We start from the raw sequence: 17,014 nt of genomic DNA on the forward strand, positions 1-17,014 counted from the left end.
ATGAAATGGACCTCGGCGCTCGCCATTTATCTGCTGTTCTGGGCGTTTAGCGCCTTTTTCGTGCTCCCGTTTCACGGGCGCAAGGCCGCCGACAACGACGTCCCGCTGGTAAAGGGTCAGGAGCCGGGAGCGCCGGCGAATATTCGCCCCGGTCGCATCCTGGTGCAAATGACCATCGTCGCAACGGTCGCTTTCCTGCTCTATTATCTGGCTTATGTGAACGGATGGGCGGACCCGAACCGGCTCAGCGGACGGAACTGATCAGCCCCGCAGCCGGTCAATCGCCTGCGCCAGCGCGACGTAGAGCTTCCCGATGTCCGACGACAACAGGGTCACGCTGATCGCCGATCCGTCGCGGGCGCCGATCAGCATGCGGAGCATCGCTTCGAAATCGTGGATGAACTGGTTCACCGCTGCGTGGAAGCCGTCATCGTTCTGATAGGTGCGCAGGATTTCCTTCGCCTCGCCCGCTTCGATGAGCTTGACCGCTCGCCGCGCGAACACGCCGCGATCACCCTTGAGATAAGCGTCCCACGCCGCATCGCTGACTTCGCTCGACAGGATTTTCGTGATGTCGATCGCCGTCGATTTCAGCGCTTCGGTGAGCAAACCGGCTTGCTTGGCAAGCGTGTCGTGATCGGTTGCGGCGAGCGCCTGATCGGCTTCACGCGCGCGCTGTTCGACGCTTGTGCTCGTATCGAGAATGGTCTGGAGCTGCTGCGTCAGGCGGTTCGCGGCGTCATCTGCTGCGTCGACCGCGCGGCGCGACGCTTCCTCGATGGCGCCGAGCTGATCCATGACCTGCGTCTTGAACGAAGCGTCGACGGCATCGGTCGCCGAAGCTTGCAGCCTGTCCTGAGCTTCGGAGAGCAGCTTCTCGATTGTTCTGCGTGCATCGTTCGCAGCGGATTCGGCAGTCGTGCGAACCTGCTCCAGCGTCGCAATCATCTGTGCGCCGCCTTCGTTTGCAAAAGCGTCGGCGCCGCTCTGCAATTTTTCCAGAGCCGCCTCGGCATCGGCAAGCGCAGATGCCATGCTGCTTGCAAGCTTTTCCTGTTTTTCCGCCTGCCCGGTCATTTGCGATTCCGTGGCTGCTAGCGCCGATTTGACGGCATTGACGTGTGACAGCGTCGACTGCGCCACCATTTCCGATTCTTCGAGCATCGGCTTCATCTGCGCGAGCGTCGATTGGGTCGTGCGCCCGTGCCCTGCCATGCGGTCGAGCGCGCGCGGAAGCGATTCGTCGAGTTCGCGCGTCACGGCATCGAGCGCAAGCAGCAGCGATTCGGCGTGCGTTATCAACTCGTGCGCCGACGCATTGCCACCTTGGACCTGCTCCATAAATGCCGCGAGTTGCCCTTTCGTGTCGTCGATGGAGCGGCCAATAACACCGGTGCTCGCCATCACGCTGGCGTTCAACTTCTCAAGATCCTCTTCGACCCGACCCGCATGTTCGGCCATGCGTTGCGCCAGCGCCTCGCCGGCGTCGCCATGCGCGGTAATCTGAGCGCCAATTGCCTCGCCTGCTTCGCGCGCGGTTTCCATGCGCTCGCCGAGGTGGTCGGACGCCGACTGCACACCCTCGCGGAGCTGTTGCAGGATGTCGGCGATCTGCGTCTCCATCGACGCGGCTGTCGTCGCGACATAGTCGCGGGCGGCGGCCGACGATTCGTTCAACCGTGCGACCGCGGCCTCGTGCGCGGAGGTCATATCCTTCGAAGCGGCGGTCAGGCTGGCGCACGTATCCAGCGACTCGCTCTTCAGGGTCGCGATCGTCTCGCGCAAGGCTGTCGCCGAGCTTTCGCTCGTCTGTGCTGAATGACCCGCGGCTTCGGAGAGCGCGGCAAGTTGCGCCTCGAGCGCCGCACCCTGCTGATGCGCGGCGAGTCCCGCCTCGCGGAAGTTTGTCGCGAGCCGCTGCACCACCGAGTCGATCTTCGGAAGGCCAGCAAGCAGGCCGTCCATCCGCTGCGTCGCCATATCCCCCGCGCTCGACAGTTGGTCATAGGCGTTCGCAATGACCGAGGCGTTGATAACGAGCTTGTCGCCGCTTTCGTTCATCCGGGCAATCGTTCCGGCACCGAGTTCTTCGACGCTGCGCGCCTGTTCGGCCAGTTGGGCGCGGGCTTCGGCAAGATTGCGACCGAGCGCCGCCATCGACGAGTTGAGCGCGACATTTTCCGCCCGAAGCTGCGCTGCGACACGTGCAAAACGCGCCTGCTCGGACTTGCCCGATCGCAGGATAGCCATCCAGAGAAGAAGCAAGAGTGCAAGCGGCATGGCGATTGTCGCAACGAGAGGCGGCCATTCGCCGAGCGTCGGCGCACGCGCGAAACCTTCGGTCGCCACATAGACGGCAAAGCCCGTCCACGCTGCGGCAGCAAGCAGCAATAGCGCGGGAATGATTCGTGCGATTCCGCCGGGGGTATCGTTCTCGACTTCCTCCCCGTCGGTCGTTTCGAGCGCAGTCATATCGAGCCAGTCGCGTTCGGCGCCGTCCTCGGCGACGGGTTCGGGGAGCGTTTCGGGCATAGGGCTTCCGGCTGCAGGCAGGGCTTCGGCCGTGGCCGCTTGCTCGACCGCGTCACCGCTGGTTTCCGACTTTGTCGCGGTTTCCCGCCACAATCCGACGATCTTCTTTTCCCCCGTCATCCTGCCATATTAGCATCAAATGGCTCTCATGAAACGGAAACTTAACTCGGGACGGTCAATACTGCGGAATGTCGTTCGATAGTGGCCCACTCGATCGTTATCTGAGCGCCGCGGTGGGCGATGACCCCGCAATGTCGCGCGACCTGCGCGTCGCCTTTATCGAAAGTGCACGCGAGCTCGCCGACCTGATGCGAAGGGCGCGGTGCGATGCCAACTGGCTTGTCGCCGCCGAACGCCTGAAAAGCCTGTCGGCCACCTTTGGTATCATTCCCCTGATCCAACTAGCCGAAGAGGCGATGTCCGGCGTACCGGGCGACCCCGTAGTGTTGCGGGAGATCAATGCCTTGGTCGAGTCGATCGACTGACCCACCCTGCCGGTCGCGCGCGTTCGCGCGGGTTCAATCGCCGTTCAGCCGCCGCCCTCTAAAGCAAAACCAACGCCCATTGACTTGCCTTCGCAACGCTTGGGGTTTAGCCGCGTTGACGAAGCGCTGCCGGGCCCCCGTGCGACCGGGCGGGCTGCAGATTCAGAGGAGAGATTTCAATGTTCAACCGATTCCGCTCGATGCCCGCAACGGCTATGGTCGCCGTGCTCGGCTGCGCGCTGATGACGACCGCGACGCCGGCCGCTGCCCGTGAAAAACCGAAGAAAGAAGAAGCCGGAAAGGGCACGACTATTGCGGTCAGCAAGGGATTCGCCCCGGCCGCCAAGAAAATGGGCACGGCCGTCGGAGACAAGGATGCCGCAGCACTGCAAGCGGCAATTGGTGAAGGCGAAACGTCGGCTTCGACGAACGAGGATCGCTATTGGCTCGCCTTCTACAAACTTCAGTTGGGCATTTTGAACAAGGACCAGGCGCTCCAGGCGCAGGGCCTGGACACGATGCTCGATTCCGGTCTGACGCCGGCCGAGCAGGCGGGGATCTACAACTTCTTTTCGGGCCGTTTTGCCTATAGCGCAAAGGATTACGCCAAGGCGATCCAGCGTCTGGAGGCTGCAAAGGCTGCGGGCTCGACGGAAAGCGGCCTGAACGTCATTTTGATGGACAGCTATCTCAACGCCGGACAAGTCGATCAGGGCTGGACGATAGCCAAGGCCGAAATCGAGGCGCATCGCGCGGCGGGACATGTTCCGCCGGAAGATCTGTATGTGCGACCGGCGCAGGCATTTCAGAAGGCCAACCGCACCGAAGATTTGCTCGATGCGCTGACGATGCGCGTTCAGGACCATCCGAACCCGGCGATATGGCGCAACACGCTCTACATTCTGCTGCAACAGGCGGGCGGAAACAAGGACATGAACCTCGACATCCTCCGTCTGATGCGCGCGGCGGGCGCAATGACCGAGCGCCCCGAGTATAGCGAATATGCGTCGCTGGCGACCGAAGCCGGCTTCCCGGGCGAGGTCGTTGCCGTGGTGCGTTCCGGACAGTCGGCGGGCGTGATTCCGCGGAACGACCAGTTCTTTGGAAATATCCTGGAATCGCAGGGGCCACGCGCGCAATCCGATGCTGCGGCGCTCGCCGCTGACGCGACGAAACCGGCAACGCTCGCCAATCCCAAAACGGCGCGTGCCACGGCCGACGCGCTGGTGGGGAACGGTGACTATGCAAAGGCGATCCCGCTTTACGAAGCTGCCCTGAACGCGGGCGCCGATCCGCTGACGCAGTATCGCCTTGGCGTCGCTCAGGCTCTCGCGGGACGGAGCGATGCGGCGGTTGCCACGCTGAGCAAAGTGCAGGGCAATCGCGCCCGGTTGGCGCAACTGTGGTCGATCCATGCCAAGACCAAGGCAGCCACTTCGGTCGCAGCCGCGCCCGCGACGGGCAGCTGATTGGCGCAGAAGGCAAGAAAAACGGCGCCGTCCCGGAACAGGGGCGGCGCCGTTTTCGCTAGTTCGCCACGGCGTTAACCTTCTACGGGAATTCCCGCCAGCTGCTTTGCGGTCCGGATGGTTAGCGATGTCTTGACGCTTGTAACGTTCGGAGCCGAGGTGAGCTGGGCGGTCAGGAATGACTGGAAGCTCTGCAAGTCGCGCGCGACGACCTTAAGCAAAAAGTCGATTTCACCGTTCAGCATGTAACATTCGCGGACCTCGGGCAGCTGCCCGACATAATCTTCGAACGCCTTCAGGTCGGATTCGGCCTGACTGCGCAGGCTGACCATCGCAAAGACGGTGATTCCATAGCCGAGTTTCGCTGCGTCGAGGTCGGCGTGGTACGACCGAATGACACCCGATTCTTCCAGCGCGCGGACGCGTCGCAGGCAGGGTGGGGCCGTCAAACCGACCATTTGTGCCAGTTCGACATTGGTCATTCGGCCATTTTTCTGCAGTTCGCTCAATATCTGCAGGTCGATCTGATCAAATTTCTGGCTTGCCATCATTGAAACATCCGCTTTCCAAATTTGCGGTGACCATAATAATATTTCAGCTGATTGCAATTGTCCCACAATGTGACGTGACAAGTTAAGGCACTTTCATGACAGCGGGATTCACGCTAGCCGGTAATCGACTGCTAACCAATATGACGGGTTTGGAGCCGACCTCTCGTGACTGCTGACTCGATGATTGCAACGATCTTGCGCCAGACGCCTGAGGACGAGCGCGCCGGGATCGCGGCGTGGCGGCAACTCACCGATATTCTGGCACAGCGCGGCAATCAACTGTCGGACCAAGATATTCATCGCAGCCTTCGCGCGCTTGCCGTGCTGCGGGCAAAGGTGCCCGAACGGGTGCGGCGCGATTGTGCGGAAGCGGTGGCGCAGCGGGGCCGTTTTGCGCCGCTCGTCGCTTTCTACGCCAACGACGTCCCGGCCGTTTCGGCAACGATGCTCCGTCATGCGAAGCTGGCGGAGGCCGACTGGCTGGCATTGCTTCCTTCGACAGGGCCGATGGCCCGGTCGGTATTGGCCGGACGCAAGGACCTTCCGGAAGGCGTGCGCCGTGCGCTCGTCGCGCTCGGGGCCGCTTCGGTGGCGTTGCCGCAACCGGTGGCTGCACCGGAGGTCGTTCCGGTGTTGGCCGATGCGGCGGCGCCAGCGCCCGATACTGGGCATAGCCAGATCAGCGAACTGGTACGGCGGATCGACAAGTTTCAGGCATCGCGAGCTCAGCCCAGCGCGGCACAGGATTTGCGTTCGGCCTTTGTTTTCGAGACCGGCCCCGATGGCATCATTTGCTGGGTCGATGGCATCACGCGCGGCGCGGCGATCGGCCTGTCGATTGCGGAGGCCGCTTATGGCGGCGAGCCGGGCGTCGATGGGGTCGCAGCGGGCGCCTTTCGGCAGCGTGCCGAGATGGTGAACGCCCGCATGATTCTCGAAGGGATGCCTGCCGATTCAGGCGAATGGCGTTTTTCGGCTCTGCCCTGGTTCGATCCGGCCACCGGGCAATTTTGCGGATACCGCGGCAATGCGCGCCGCCCCTATCGCAACGAGACGCCTTATGGACGCGGTGCCGCCGACGAGGCGGGCGATTCGATCCGCCAGCTGATCCACGAACTGCGCAGCCCGCTCAACGCCATTTCAGGATTTGCGCAGATTATCGCAGGGCAGATGTTCGGACCGGTCAACCAGTCCTATCGAGCAATGGCCGAATCGATCATAAGCGATGCGGCAGCAGTCCAGGCCATCATCGACGATTTGCAGACCGCGGCACAATCCGGCGGTCCTGGCGACAATACAACACCCGGCGAGATCGTCGACATCGATGCGCTGCTCCGTCACGTCGAAGCCGATCTGGAACCCCTGTTGTCCGATAACCGCGTCGATCTCAACGTCTCGCGGGTCGGCGGTCCATTCCGTGTCCGTGCTGACGATGCCGGCGCACGCCGCATGATCGGACGCCTGCTGACGGCGCTCGTCGACGTATCGCAAGCGGGAACGATGGTAGTCGGTCAGCTCGTTTGCGAGCCGCTTCCGGACGATATGCTGCAATTGCGCGTCGTGCGGCCTTCGACGATCCGTTTCGCCACGGCATCCGATCTTCTCGACCCGGGATTCAGCCCCGAAGGGGAGGCGCCGGGCGCCGCTATCCTCAGCCTCGGATTCTCGCTGCGGCTTGTCGACAGTCTCGCGCGTGGGGTCGGAGGACGGCTCGATATCGGGCATAACGCCTTGACCTTGTTTCTGCCCTCGGCCAACGCAGAAGGCGAAGCGGGACTGGATATCCAGCGCGGCGAAGAGAGCCGGGTGCCGGAAAAGGGGTAGGCGTGCAGCAAGCGGGCGATCTGAGCGCAATTCCGCCCGCTACCGACCTCATCCGTCTGCAAGCGGACGAGAAGCCGCTATTCTGGGTCACCATCGACACCGAAGAGGATTTCGACTGGGCCGCGCCGTTCTCGCGGACCGGTTTCCGTCTGGATTCGGTGCCCGCACTTGCGGAATGTCAGCGCTTCTTCGGGGCAGCGGGTGTCAGGCCGATCTATCTTGTCGATTGGCCCATCGTGCAGGACCAGCGGGCGGTCGATATTCTGGGGCCGGCGCAGCAGACCGGCGCTTGCGACATCGGGGCGCAATTGCACCCTTGGGTCAATCCGCCGCACGACGAAGAGGTCAATGCGCATAACAGCTATACGGGAAATCTGCCGTTGGCGCTCCAACGTGCCAAGCTGACGGCACTCCGCGATGCGATTGCAGGTCGCTTTTCGGTGGCGCCCACCGTGTACCGCGCCGGACGTTATGGCCTCGGCGCGCAGACTGCCCGATTGCTTGCCGAACTGGGCTTTCGGTGCGACACGTCCGTCCGGTCGGGCTTCGATTATCGCAGCGGCCACGGGCCGGACTTTCGCCAGGCGCCGCTGCATCCCTGGTGGACCGTGACCGATGCCGGGCCGATCCTCGAAATGCCCGTCACTACGCTGTTCAGCGGATTGCTCGGGGACAAGGGAGCACGATTCTATCACCGTCTGGAGCGCAGCGGATTCACTGTGGGCGCAGCGTTATTGGCGCGGCTTGGGCTGGTCGAACGCATCGCGCTGACGCCCGAGGGCATTCCCGCCGAACGCGCATGCCGCGCGATCGATATCGCGATCGATCATGCGCTTCCGGTGCTCAATTTCTCTTTTCATTCGCCCTCGCTGCAACCGGGCAACACACCCTATGTTCGCAGCGCGGCCGATCTCACGCTTTTCTATCGTTGGTGGGACGTGGTGCTCGACCATCTGGCTCGGCGCGGCGTCGCAGCGACAAGCGCGGCCGCAATAATTGCAAGCGCTTCCGAAAAGGCACGGGCGCTATGACTGTTGCCGCTTGCCAACGCGCGGCGCGCTCCGCTATCGCCGACGCATCCCCTCGGGGGCCTGTAGCTCAATGGTTAGAGCTGGCCGCTCATAACGGCTAGGTTGCGGGTTCGAGTCCTGCCGGGCCCACCAACTTCCTGTCGTGCGTTTGGGGCCATGCAAAATGAACTGGGCATGGAATTCGCGGGATAGACTTGCGCCGCAGCCCCGTCTAAGGCCCGCGCAGTCGGGGAGTAGCGCAGCCTGGTAGCGCATCTGCTTTGGGAGCAGAGGGTCGCAGGTTCGAATCCTGTCTCCCCGACCATTTCCTAAATCAACGTCGTTGCAGTCACTCCCGGAAACTCGCGACGGCAGCCTATCTGGCACGATCATTTGTCGACAAAAAAGGCGGCCTTCCCGAAGGAAGACCGCCTCTTTGCGTTCGGTCATTGCCCCGAAGGGCTGTGACTTACTTGGCTTCTTCGGCCGGAGCGGCTTCAGCAGCGGCAGCGTCGGCAGCCGGAGCTTCTGCAGCAGCGTCAGCAGCAGCTTCGGCGCCAGCAGCGGCGGCGTCAGCAGCTTCGGCGGTCGCTTCCGCACCTTCTTCAGCCATGGCGTCAGCGGCCGGGGCTTCGGTGGTGGCTTCTTCAGCAGCCTTTTCACCGCAAGCGGCGAGGGCGAACATGCTGGCAGCAACGGCGATAGCAGCGAATTTCTTCATGATGTGTGGGCTCCCTAAAATGCCTTTTCGCGTTCGGGAAAGTTTCCCTAAGCGCGAGCGGCGGGATTTAGCTGTTCCGCATGAATCGTCAACAAAAATAATTGAGTTGTGCGGCAGCCGCGGAAATCTGTCACTTCGCGGAAACAATCATGGCAACTCGTTATCGCTGCTGTTGGCAAGAATCGCCAAAGTTGCCGTCCACACCAACACATTTTGCCGCAACTGGACCGGATCGACCTTGTCGAGCGTGTCGTCGGTCGTGTGGTGCAGGTCGAAATAACGTGTGCCGTCCTGGCGTAGATCGATCGCCGGAACGCCTGCCCGCACCAGCGCGCCGATGTCGGCTCCGCCACTAGCGGGGCTGCTCCCCCGCGTTACACCATAGGGAGCGACGGCAAGCGCAATCCGATCGGCGAGCGACTTCGCGCTTTCGGGCAGTTTGAAATCGACGCGCCAGACGCGGTCGGCGCCAAAGTCGGATTCGAGCGCAACGGCGTGCTTCTGATTTCCGTGTGCGGCGAAATAGGCGCGGCCGCCGTGAACGCCGACCTCTTCGGCGCCGGCCCAGAGGATCCGGATAGTACGGCGCGGCTGACCTGCCGTCATGACATGTTTCGCGGCGGCCGTGACGATGCCGCAGCCGGCGGCATCGTCGATCGCTCCCGTGCCGAGATCCCAGCTGTCGAGATGACAGGCGACGACGACGGGACTTGCTGCCGGATCGCTGCCCGGAACGTCGGCAATGACATTGCCTGACTGCTGCTGGCCCAGATTGCGCGGGGTGAGCAGCAATTTCATGCGAAGCGGCGCGGGCGTATAACCGAGCGGCGTCTCCTTGGTGCGGATACTCTGCGCGCGCCGCCACTGCCGGACGAGCTGGTCGGCGTCGGGGTTCGATATGGCCGCGGCAGGAATTGGCGCCACGCCGGCTTCGAAATTGGTGTTGCCCGTGTGCGGATTGCGGTGGCTGTCAGTGCCGATCGACCGGATGATCACGGCGATGGCGCCGCGCTTTGCCGCCGCATTGGGGCCGGTGAAGCGCGCGCGGCCATATTGGCCATAGCCGCTACCGTCTTGCGCTGGTGCCATCTGGTGGTCGATGAAGACGATCTTGCCCTTGATATAATGGTCGGGTGCGGCGAGGAAATCGTCGTAGCTCGCGAAATAGGCCACATCGCCCACAAGACCCTTGGCGCCCGTCGAGCCGCTGTTGCCGAGCGCCGTGACCGCGAGCGGTTGGGTATGGAAAGGGCCAATCAGCGAAGCCTCTTCCTCACCGCGAACCCAAGTCGGCATGGCGAAGGGTTCGTCGCGAACATTCTGGAACCCCATCGCCTTCAACCGCTCGACCGCCCATTTTCGTGCGGCAGCCTCGGCCTCGGTGCCTGCCATGCGCGGGCCGATTTCGGTCGTCAGATCTTCGGTGATTTTCCACGCGATGTCGTCGTTCTGCGCCCTGTCGACCGCACTGGGCGGCGGCGGGATCGATGCAGCGGCGGCGGTGGCAAGACAAAGGGCGGCGAAGCCCGCGATGCGGGGGAGGAGGTGTGCAGATTTCATAGCCGTCACCTAAGTGACTGCCGCGCCCAATCGCAAGCGTCGATTGCCATTCGACGGTCCATTCGCTAACCGGCGCGCGAAACATTTCTCTCCCGGACCGCTGCGCTGCGGTCCCAGCCAATATCCGGAGCATTCAATGGCCGCCCAATATAGTTTTGTGATGAAGGGTCTGACCAAGACCTATCCCGGTGCGCAAAAGCCGACGCTCAACAACCTCAGCCTGCAATTCTATCCCGACGCCAAGATCGGCATCGTCGGCCCGAACGGCACCGGCAAGTCGACGCTGATGAAGATCATGGGCGGCATTGACAAGGATTTCACCGGCGAGGCCTGGCCTGGCGATGGGATCACCGTCGGCTATCTGGCGCAGGAGCCGCAGCTCGACCCGACCAAGACGGTCAAGGAAAATGTCATGGACGGCGTGCGCCCCGTCGCCGACATGATGGACCGTTTTAACGAGATCAGCGCGCTGATGGCCGATCCGCCCGAAGACGCCGATTTCGATGCGCTGATGACCGAAATGGGCGAGCTGCAAGAGAAGATCGACGCGGTCGACGGCTGGACGCTCGACAACCAGCTCGAGATCGCAATGGAGGCGCTGCGCTGCCCGCCGGGCGACTGGAGCGTTGAGAATCTGTCGGGCGGCGAGAAGCGCCGCATCGCGCTCACCCGCCTGCTGCTCGAGAAACCGTCGATCCTGCTGCTCGACGAACCGACCAACCACTTGGACGCCGAAAGCGTCGCGTGGCTCGAAAAGCATCTGGTCGATTATCCGGGCAACGTCATCCTCGTCACCCACGATCGCTATTTCCTCGACAATGTCGTGAACTGGATCCTCGAACTCGATCGCGGCCGCTATTTTGTCTATGAGGGCAATTATTCGACCTACCTTGAAAAGAAGGGCAAGCGCCTCGAACAGGAAGCGCGCGAGGATCAGGGCCGCCAGAAGGCGATCCGCGACGAACTCGAATGGATACGGCAGTCGCCCAAGGCACGGCAGGCCAAGTCGAAGGCGCGCATCAAATCGTTCGACCAGCTTGTCGAGGCGCAGGAAAACCGCGCGCCGGGCAAGGCACAGATCGTTATCCAGGTTCCCGAACGCCTTGGTGGCAAGGTGATCGAGGTCGACAATATTTCCAAGGCCTATGGCGACAAGCTGTTGTTCGAAGACCTGTCCTTCACGTTGCCGCCGGGCGGCATCGTCGGCGTCATCGGCCCGAACGGCGCGGGCAAGTCGACGCTGTTCCGCCTGATTACCGGGCAGGAGACCCCCGACAGCGGCAGCATCAGCATCGGCGATACGGTGCGCCTCGGCTATGTCGACCAGAGCCGCGACGCGCTCGATCCCAACAAGAATGTATGGGAAGAGATTTCGGGCGGCCACGACATGATGAACATCGGCAAGCACGAGATGCAGACGCGCGCCTATGTCGGCGCCTTCAATTTCAAGGGCACCGACCAGCAGAAAAAGGTCGGCCAGCTGTCGGGTGGTGAACGCAACCGCGTCCACATGGCCAAGATGCTGAAGGCCGGCGGCAACGTGCTGCTGCTCGACGAACCGACCAACGACCTCGACACCGAAACGCTCGCGGCGCTCGAAGAGGCGCTGGAAAATTTTGCGGGCTGCGCCGTGGTCATCAGCCACGACCGCTTCTTCCTCGACCGCCTCGCGACGCACATTCTGGCGTTCGAGGGCGACAGCCACGTCGAATGGTTCGAGGGCAATTTCGAAGCCTATGAGGAGGACAAGATCCGCCGCCTCGGCGAAGGCGCGACGCGTCCGCACGCGACGACTTACAAGAAATTGTCGCGCTAACCGATATGGCGGGGGAGGCGGCTCCGATGCCGGCACCAATTTCGTCGAGCGCGATCCGCATGGATGCCGACGCGCTCAACGCCTTTTTGACCGACGCCTTCCCCCATGCCGAACGCGGCTCGCGTGGCTATGTCGTCTCCGCTGCGCCCGGCCATGTGCAGGCACGGATGGAGCCGAACGACAAGGCGCTGCGACCGGGTGGATTGATCTCGGGGCCGACGCAGATGGGCTTTGTGGACATGGCGGCCTATGCCCTGGTCCTCGCGCATATCGGTCCGGTCGCGATGGCGGTAACGAGCGCGCTCAATTACCAGTTTCTGCGTCCGTGCCGTCCGGGACCGATCACGGCCGACGCGACGATGCTGCGCCTCGGCAAGCGGCTCGCCGTGATGGATGTACGGATTTGGAGCGACGATCCGGGCAAGCCGGTCGGGCAGGCCAATGTGACCTACGCCATCCCGTAAAGGGGCGAGCGGCCTAGCGCACGCGCTTGATCCGCATCGGCCCTCCGTCAATGCGCTCGGTAACGAAGTTTGGGATGTCGGCGATCATGTCCGAGAGGCGCGAATAGCCATAGTTTCTGACGTCAAAGCTTGAACGGTTGCCTGCGATCTGGCCGACTTCACCAAGCAGCGCAAAGCCACCTTCGTCGCGCTTTGCGGCTTTCCAGGCATTGCTCAACAGGCCGATCACGTCGGGATCGATTTCCTTTTTCACCGATGCCTTCTTGCCTGGCTCGCCTGCCGGACGTTCGGCATCGATCAGTGCATCGACATCGATGAAGCGTGTGCAGGCGCCCTGGAACCCCTCGGGCGTCTTGGCGCTACCAAAGCCATAAACAGGAATGCCGTCCTGTCGAACGCGCATCGCGAGCGGCATGAAATCGCTGTCGCTCGACATGATTCCCAACCCATCGAGACGCCCGCGATAGAGCAGGTCCATCGCGTCGATCGTCAGCTTCATGTCTGTGGCATTCTTGCCCTTCGTGAGGTCGAACTGTTGCTGCGGCTCGATCCCGAAATGATGGAGCTGGTCAACCCAGCCCTTGAGCGACGTTTTCCGCCAATTGCCATAGGCGCGGCGGATATTGACGGTGCCAAGCTCAGCGAGCGCGGTGAGCACCGGGTCGAGCCCCGTCGGACGCGCGTTGTCGGCATCGATAAGCAAGGCGACATTGCCGTCGGCCATCATTGTCTCCGCAATTGCGCCCGCGGCGCGGGCCTTTGAGGGGTCAAGCTGCCGGCGCGAACTCACCACTTGCCGGGTTCATCACATGCAGCACGCCGTCGCTGATGGCGAAGAATGCACCATGAAGTTTGAGCGTGCCCTGTCGCTCTTTTTCTCGGACGCAGGGGAAAGTGCGCAGATTGGCGATACTCACCCCGACGGCGGCCATCTCCATCGCGCGACCTGCTTCGCGGCTATCGAGGTCGCTGTGGCGCGCGCGCACCTCGGCGCTCGCTTCATCGAGGAGGGCGATCCAGTCTGCGATAAACCCGCCCTGGCCCGGCTCCGCGCCGCGCATCGACTGATGGAGGGCCGCGTTGCAACCGCCGCACAGGCCGTGGCCCATGACGACAATTTCTTCGACCTTCAGGAACTGCACTGCAAATTCGAGCGCCGCCGACACGCCGTGCCGCCCGGGTGTCGTTTCGAACGGCGGCACAAGCGCTGCGACGTTGCGCACGACAAAGATCTCGCCGGGGTTGGTGTCGAAAATCTGCGAAGGTTCGACGCGGCTGTCGGAACAGGCGATTATCATCACCTTGGGCGATTGACCTTCGGCGAGTTCGCTCCACCGGTCGCGTTGTTCCTGCCAACCACCCGCGCGAAACCGCTGATAGCCATCGAGCATGTCGGTAAAGTGAGTCATGGCGCGCCTTTAGCATAGCTAGTGAGGTTGAGAAGAGGGCGCAGCATCGCTATGTGCGCGGCATGAACGCTCCCGTGCAGCCCGCAGCAACCCCGCGCCCGCGCAAACCCGACTGGATTCGCGTCAAGGCCCCGACAAGCCCCGGCTATGCCGAAACGCGCAAGCTGATGCGCGAACTCAACCTGCACACCGTCTGCGAGGAAGCGGCCTGCCCCAACATCGGCGAATGCTGGACCAAAAAGCACGCGACGGTGATGATCCTTGGCGACACCTGCACGCGCGCTTGCGCCTTTTGCAACGTCAAGACCGGCATGCCGCGGGCGGTCGATCCGTTCGAACCCGAGCATACTGCGATTGCGGCGGCGAAGATGGGGCTGACGCATATCGTTATAACCTCGGTCGACCGCGACGACCTTCCGGACGGCGGCGCGAGCCAGTTTGTCAAAGTCATAGAGGCGCTGCGCCGCGAAACGCCGAAAACGACGATCGAAATCCTGACCCCCGATTTCCGCAACAAGCCCGAAAGCGCGATTGCGGCGATCGTCGATGCGCGACCCGACGTTTATAACCACAATCTCGAAACCGTCCCGCGGCTCTATCCGACGATCCGTCCCGGCGCGCGCTATTATGCTTCGCTGCGCCTGCTCGAAAGCGTCAAGCGCCGCGATCCGTCGATTTTCACCAAATCGGGAATCATGCTCGGCCTGGGCGAGGAACGGATGGAGGTTCATCAGGTGATGGACGACATGCGCAGCGCTGACATCGACTTCATGACGATGGGCCAGTATCTGCAGCCGACGCCGAAACATGCGAAGGTCGTCGACTTCGTGACCCCGCAGGCGTTCGACGCCTATGCCCAGATCGCGCGCGCAAAAGGCTTTCTGCAGGTGGCGTCGTCGCCGCTGACGCGCTCCAGCTATCACGCCGGCGACGATTTCGAACGGATGCGCGCGGCGCGCGAGGCCCAGCTCGCGCGCACCGCGCAGGGCTGACCGACACTTGCCGAGGCATCACGAAACGCGCGAATTGCCCTATACGCCCGAACAGATGTTTGGGCTGGTGACGGATATTGCACGCTATCCGGAGTTTCTCCCGTGGGTTGTTGCGCTCAGGATATTGAGCGACAGCGAACATGAGGCCGTCGCCGACATGATCGTCGGCTTCAAGGGCCTGCGTGAGAGCTTTTCTTGCCGCGTCCACAAGGACCGGCCGCACATGGTAACGGTCAGCTATATCGACGGACCGATGCGCCACCTCGAGAATGAGTGGCATTTCCAGCCCGCCGCCGGTGGGGGGTGCCGCGTCGACTTCATGGTCGACTTTTCGTTCCGCAGCCGGATGTTCGAAATGCTCGCCGGGCAGATGTTCGACAAGGCGCTGCGCAAGATGATTGCGGCGTTCGAGGCGCGCGCCGACGATCTTTACGGTGCGGGGAGGGTGATGTCCTCCGACGGCCGCAGCGAGTCCTTTTCGGGCTGAAGCAGTTCGAGCGCAAACATCGTCGCCGCCTGACGGATTGCCGCACGGTCGGTCGATTCGAACTGGATGCGCTGGGTGAAATAATCGTCGGGGTCCTGCCCGCGGAGAGCGCGCGCGAAAACGACCAGACCCACGGGCTTCCGCTCGGTTCCGCCGCTCGGCCCCGCAATTCCGGTAATCGCGACGGCAACGTCCGCGTCGCTGTTCGTAAGGGCGCCTGCGGCCATCGCCCAGGCGGTCGCGAGCGACACCTCGCCGAAGGTTTCGAGGATTTCGCTGCTGACGTCGAGTTGCTGCTGCTTGGCCTTGCCCGAATAGGTGACGAAGCCTGCCGAGAAAACGTCGGAGCTTCCGGCAATATCGGTCAGCGCGGCGCTGACCATCCCGCCCGTGCAGCTTTCGGCGACAGCGACGCGGCGCTTTGCGGCGCGATTGGCAGCCAATATGGCCGTGGCCAGTTCTTCGCGCGCGGCAAGGCGCGTTTCGGCATCGGACGGCAATTTAATTCTCCGGAAGTTGCAATGTGGCGACGGCCTGCGCGGCGATCCCCTCTTGGCGCCCGGTGAATCCCAGCCGCTCGGTCGTTGTCGCTTTCACACTAATATGTTCGACCGGAATCGCAAGGATTTCGGCGATACGCGCACGAATGGCCGCGCGGTGGGGGCCAATGCGCGGCGCTTCGGCGATAATGGTCAGGTCGAGGTGCGAAATACGCCCGCCCCGCGCGACGACGCGCTCACCTGCAAAAGCAAGGAAGCGATCGGAGGCGGCGCCACGCCATTGCGGATCGCTCGGTGGAAAGTGATCGCCGATGTCGCCGTCGCCCAGCGCGCCGAGGACCGCGTCGGTCAGCGCATGGAGCGCCACATCGGCATCGCTATGCCCGTCAAGTCCATGACTATGCGCAATTTCTATGCCGCCCAGCCACAGCGGGCGACCGGCGACAAGCCGATGCACATCATACCCCATTCCGACGGCGGTGCGCATCATCTTTCGCAGTCCCATCAATCCTTCGAGGATCGCCATATCCTCTGCATATGTCAGTTTATGGAGCGCGGCGTCGCCGGCAACCGTTGTGACCTTGACGCCAGTCCGCCGCGCGAGTTGGGCATCGTCGGTGGCCGTAATTCCCTGAGCCTCTGCATGCGCCAGGCGCAGCGTCTTCAGGCGAAACGCCTGCGGCGTCTGGACGCGCACCAGTGCCGCCCGATCGACGACCTCGCCCGCTTCGGCCTCCGATAACTCAACGAGCGTGTCGGGGACCGGAAGCACCGGAATCGCCACCTCCGCGCCGGAAAGTGCGTCGATCAACCGGTCGACGACGGCTGGCGTCAGCCCGGGCCGGGCCGCATCGTGGACGAGCACGATCATGTCGCCATCGCGATCGGCGAGTTCGGCGAGCCCATTGGCGACCGACTGCTGGCGTTCGTTTCCCGGCGCGGCTCGCCTCCAGCCGGTGGGAAGGGGAGTTGCATCTGCGGCGGCCGCGTCGTCGGCGACCAGCACCCCCCCCATTATGCGCGGATGTGACGCCAGAGCGTCGAGGCTCCACTGCAAGACCGGTTTGCCGCCTAGGGGCATTGCCTGCTTGGGTCGGTCGAATCCTGCCCGAACGCCGCGCCCGCCCGCAAGGAGGATCGCGACGGCGTGCGCTGGAGCGGAACGGGCGGACTCGGTCATGATGCGCGCCGGTT

General features: G+C 63.0%; 17 protein-coding genes and 2 tRNA genes. 11 read left to right on the forward strand and 8 right to left on the reverse strand.

What is annotated here, in order from left to right; genetic code table 11:
- Complete coding sequence (locus tag H7692_RS01535) at positions 1–261, forward strand: DUF1467 family protein (RefSeq protein ID WP_201925241.1); 261 nt, start codon at positions 1–3, stop codon at positions 259–261.
- On the opposite strand, the gene H7692_RS01540 is transcribed toward H7692_RS01535, so the two are convergent.
- Positions 262–2,652 carry a hypothetical protein gene (locus tag H7692_RS01540; protein WP_222136173.1) on the reverse strand — a complete coding sequence of 797 codons (2,391 nt, stop codon included), beginning with the start codon at positions 2,650–2,652 and terminating at the stop codon, positions 262–264.
- 131 nt (positions 2,653–2,783) lie between these two features.
- On the opposite strand from H7692_RS01540, the gene H7692_RS01545 reads away from it, so the two are divergent.
- Positions 2,784–3,017 carry an Hpt domain-containing protein gene (locus tag H7692_RS01545; RefSeq protein WP_314817348.1) on the forward strand — a complete coding sequence of 78 codons (234 nt, stop codon included), beginning with the start codon at positions 2,784–2,786 and terminating at the stop codon, positions 3,015–3,017.
- Between the two features lie 179 nt (positions 3,018–3,196).
- Positions 3,197–4,486, forward strand: coding sequence for a tetratricopeptide repeat protein (locus tag H7692_RS01550; RefSeq protein ID WP_201925247.1), 1,290 nt, complete (start codon positions 3,197–3,199; stop codon positions 4,484–4,486).
- A gap of 74 nt (positions 4,487–4,560) precedes the next feature.
- Here H7692_RS01550 and H7692_RS01555 read toward each other — a convergent pair whose 3' ends face one another.
- Complete coding sequence (locus tag H7692_RS01555) at positions 4,561–5,034, reverse strand: Lrp/AsnC family transcriptional regulator (protein WP_201925249.1); 474 nt, start codon at positions 5,032–5,034, stop codon at positions 4,561–4,563.
- Positions 5,035–5,232: 198 nt separating this feature from the next.
- Between H7692_RS01555 and H7692_RS01560 the strand changes: the two genes are divergently transcribed.
- The 4 genes from H7692_RS01560 (at position 5,233) to H7692_RS01575 (ending at position 8,196) form a co-directional block, all read left to right on the forward strand.
- The gene (locus H7692_RS01560) at positions 5,233–6,861 is read left to right on the forward strand and encodes a histidine kinase dimerization/phospho-acceptor domain-containing protein (RefSeq protein WP_227339666.1); all 1,629 of its coding nucleotides are present in this window, start codon (positions 5,233–5,235) and stop codon (positions 6,859–6,861) included.
- A 2-nt stretch (positions 6,862–6,863) separates the two neighbouring features.
- Positions 6,864–7,892, forward strand: a complete 1,029-nt coding sequence (locus tag H7692_RS01565; RefSeq protein WP_222136171.1) for a polysaccharide deacetylase family protein — start codon at positions 6,864–6,866, stop codon at positions 7,890–7,892.
- Positions 7,893–7,948: 56 nt separating this feature from the next.
- Positions 7,949–8,024: transfer RNA gene (locus H7692_RS01570), tRNA-Ile, on the forward strand.
- Between the two features lie 95 nt (positions 8,025–8,119).
- Positions 8,120–8,196 (forward strand) — tRNA-Pro (locus tag H7692_RS01575).
- 144 nt (positions 8,197–8,340) lie between these two features.
- Here the strand turns inward: H7692_RS01575 and H7692_RS01580 are convergent.
- Positions 8,341–8,592: a hypothetical protein gene (locus tag H7692_RS01580; protein ID WP_201925256.1), complete on the reverse strand. Its 252-nt coding sequence runs from the start codon at positions 8,590–8,592 to the stop codon at positions 8,341–8,343.
- 147 nt (positions 8,593–8,739) lie between these two features.
- Complete coding sequence (locus H7692_RS01585; RefSeq protein ID WP_222136170.1) at positions 8,740–10,152, reverse strand: M28 family peptidase; 1,413 nt, start codon at positions 10,150–10,152, stop codon at positions 8,740–8,742.
- Between the two features lie 136 nt (positions 10,153–10,288).
- Between H7692_RS01585 and ettA the strand changes: the two genes are divergently transcribed.
- Both ettA and H7692_RS01595 read left to right on the forward strand, forming a co-directional pair.
- The gene (gene ettA, locus H7692_RS01590) at positions 10,289–11,968 is read left to right on the forward strand and encodes an energy-dependent translational throttle protein EttA (RefSeq protein WP_201925260.1); all 1,680 of its coding nucleotides are present in this window, start codon (positions 10,289–10,291) and stop codon (positions 11,966–11,968) included.
- A gap of 26 nt (positions 11,969–11,994) precedes the next feature.
- Complete coding sequence (locus tag H7692_RS01595; protein ID WP_227339667.1) at positions 11,995–12,432, forward strand: PaaI family thioesterase; 438 nt, start codon at positions 11,995–11,997, stop codon at positions 12,430–12,432.
- Positions 12,433–12,445: 13 nt separating this feature from the next.
- On the opposite strand, the gene H7692_RS01600 is transcribed toward H7692_RS01595, so the two are convergent.
- Both H7692_RS01600 and H7692_RS01605 read right to left on the reverse strand, forming a co-directional pair.
- Entirely contained in the window at positions 12,446–13,156 is a 711-nt protein-coding gene (locus H7692_RS01600; protein ID WP_222136169.1) for an NYN domain-containing protein, read from the reverse strand.
- Between the two features lie 43 nt (positions 13,157–13,199).
- Positions 13,200–13,841 (reverse strand): carbonic anhydrase, encoded by a 642-nt coding sequence (locus H7692_RS01605; RefSeq protein WP_222136168.1) that lies wholly within the window; start codon positions 13,839–13,841, stop codon positions 13,200–13,202.
- A 62-nt stretch (positions 13,842–13,903) separates the two neighbouring features.
- On the opposite strand from H7692_RS01605, the gene lipA reads away from it, so the two are divergent.
- Both lipA and H7692_RS01615 read left to right on the forward strand, forming a co-directional pair.
- Positions 13,904–14,833 carry a lipoyl synthase gene (gene lipA / locus H7692_RS01610; protein WP_201925268.1) on the forward strand — a complete coding sequence of 310 codons (930 nt, stop codon included), beginning with the start codon at positions 13,904–13,906 and terminating at the stop codon, positions 14,831–14,833.
- A 7-nt stretch (positions 14,834–14,840) separates the two neighbouring features.
- Positions 14,841–15,320: a type II toxin-antitoxin system RatA family toxin gene (locus tag H7692_RS01615; protein WP_222136167.1), complete on the forward strand. Its 480-nt coding sequence runs from the start codon at positions 14,841–14,843 to the stop codon at positions 15,318–15,320.
- On the opposite strand, the gene H7692_RS01620 is transcribed toward H7692_RS01615, so the two are convergent.
- On the reverse strand, positions 15,263–15,820 hold the full coding sequence (locus H7692_RS01620) for a CinA family protein (protein ID WP_222136166.1): 558 nt from the start codon (positions 15,818–15,820) through the stop codon (positions 15,263–15,265). The two genes, H7692_RS01615 and H7692_RS01620, sit on opposite strands and share 58 nt — an antisense overlap.
- A 1-nt stretch (position 15,821) precedes the next feature.
- Positions 15,822–17,000, reverse strand: coding sequence for a bifunctional 2-C-methyl-D-erythritol 4-phosphate cytidylyltransferase/2-C-methyl-D-erythritol 2,4-cyclodiphosphate synthase (locus H7692_RS01625; RefSeq protein WP_222136165.1), 1,179 nt, complete (start codon positions 16,998–17,000; stop codon positions 15,822–15,824).
- Positions 17,001–17,014 lie beyond the last annotated feature (14 nt).

The sequence above is a fragment of the Sphingopyxis sp. P8 genome (assembly GCF_020622175.1).
GTDB classification, from domain to species: Bacteria; Pseudomonadota; Alphaproteobacteria; order Sphingomonadales; family Sphingomonadaceae; genus Sphingopyxis; species Sphingopyxis jiangsuensis.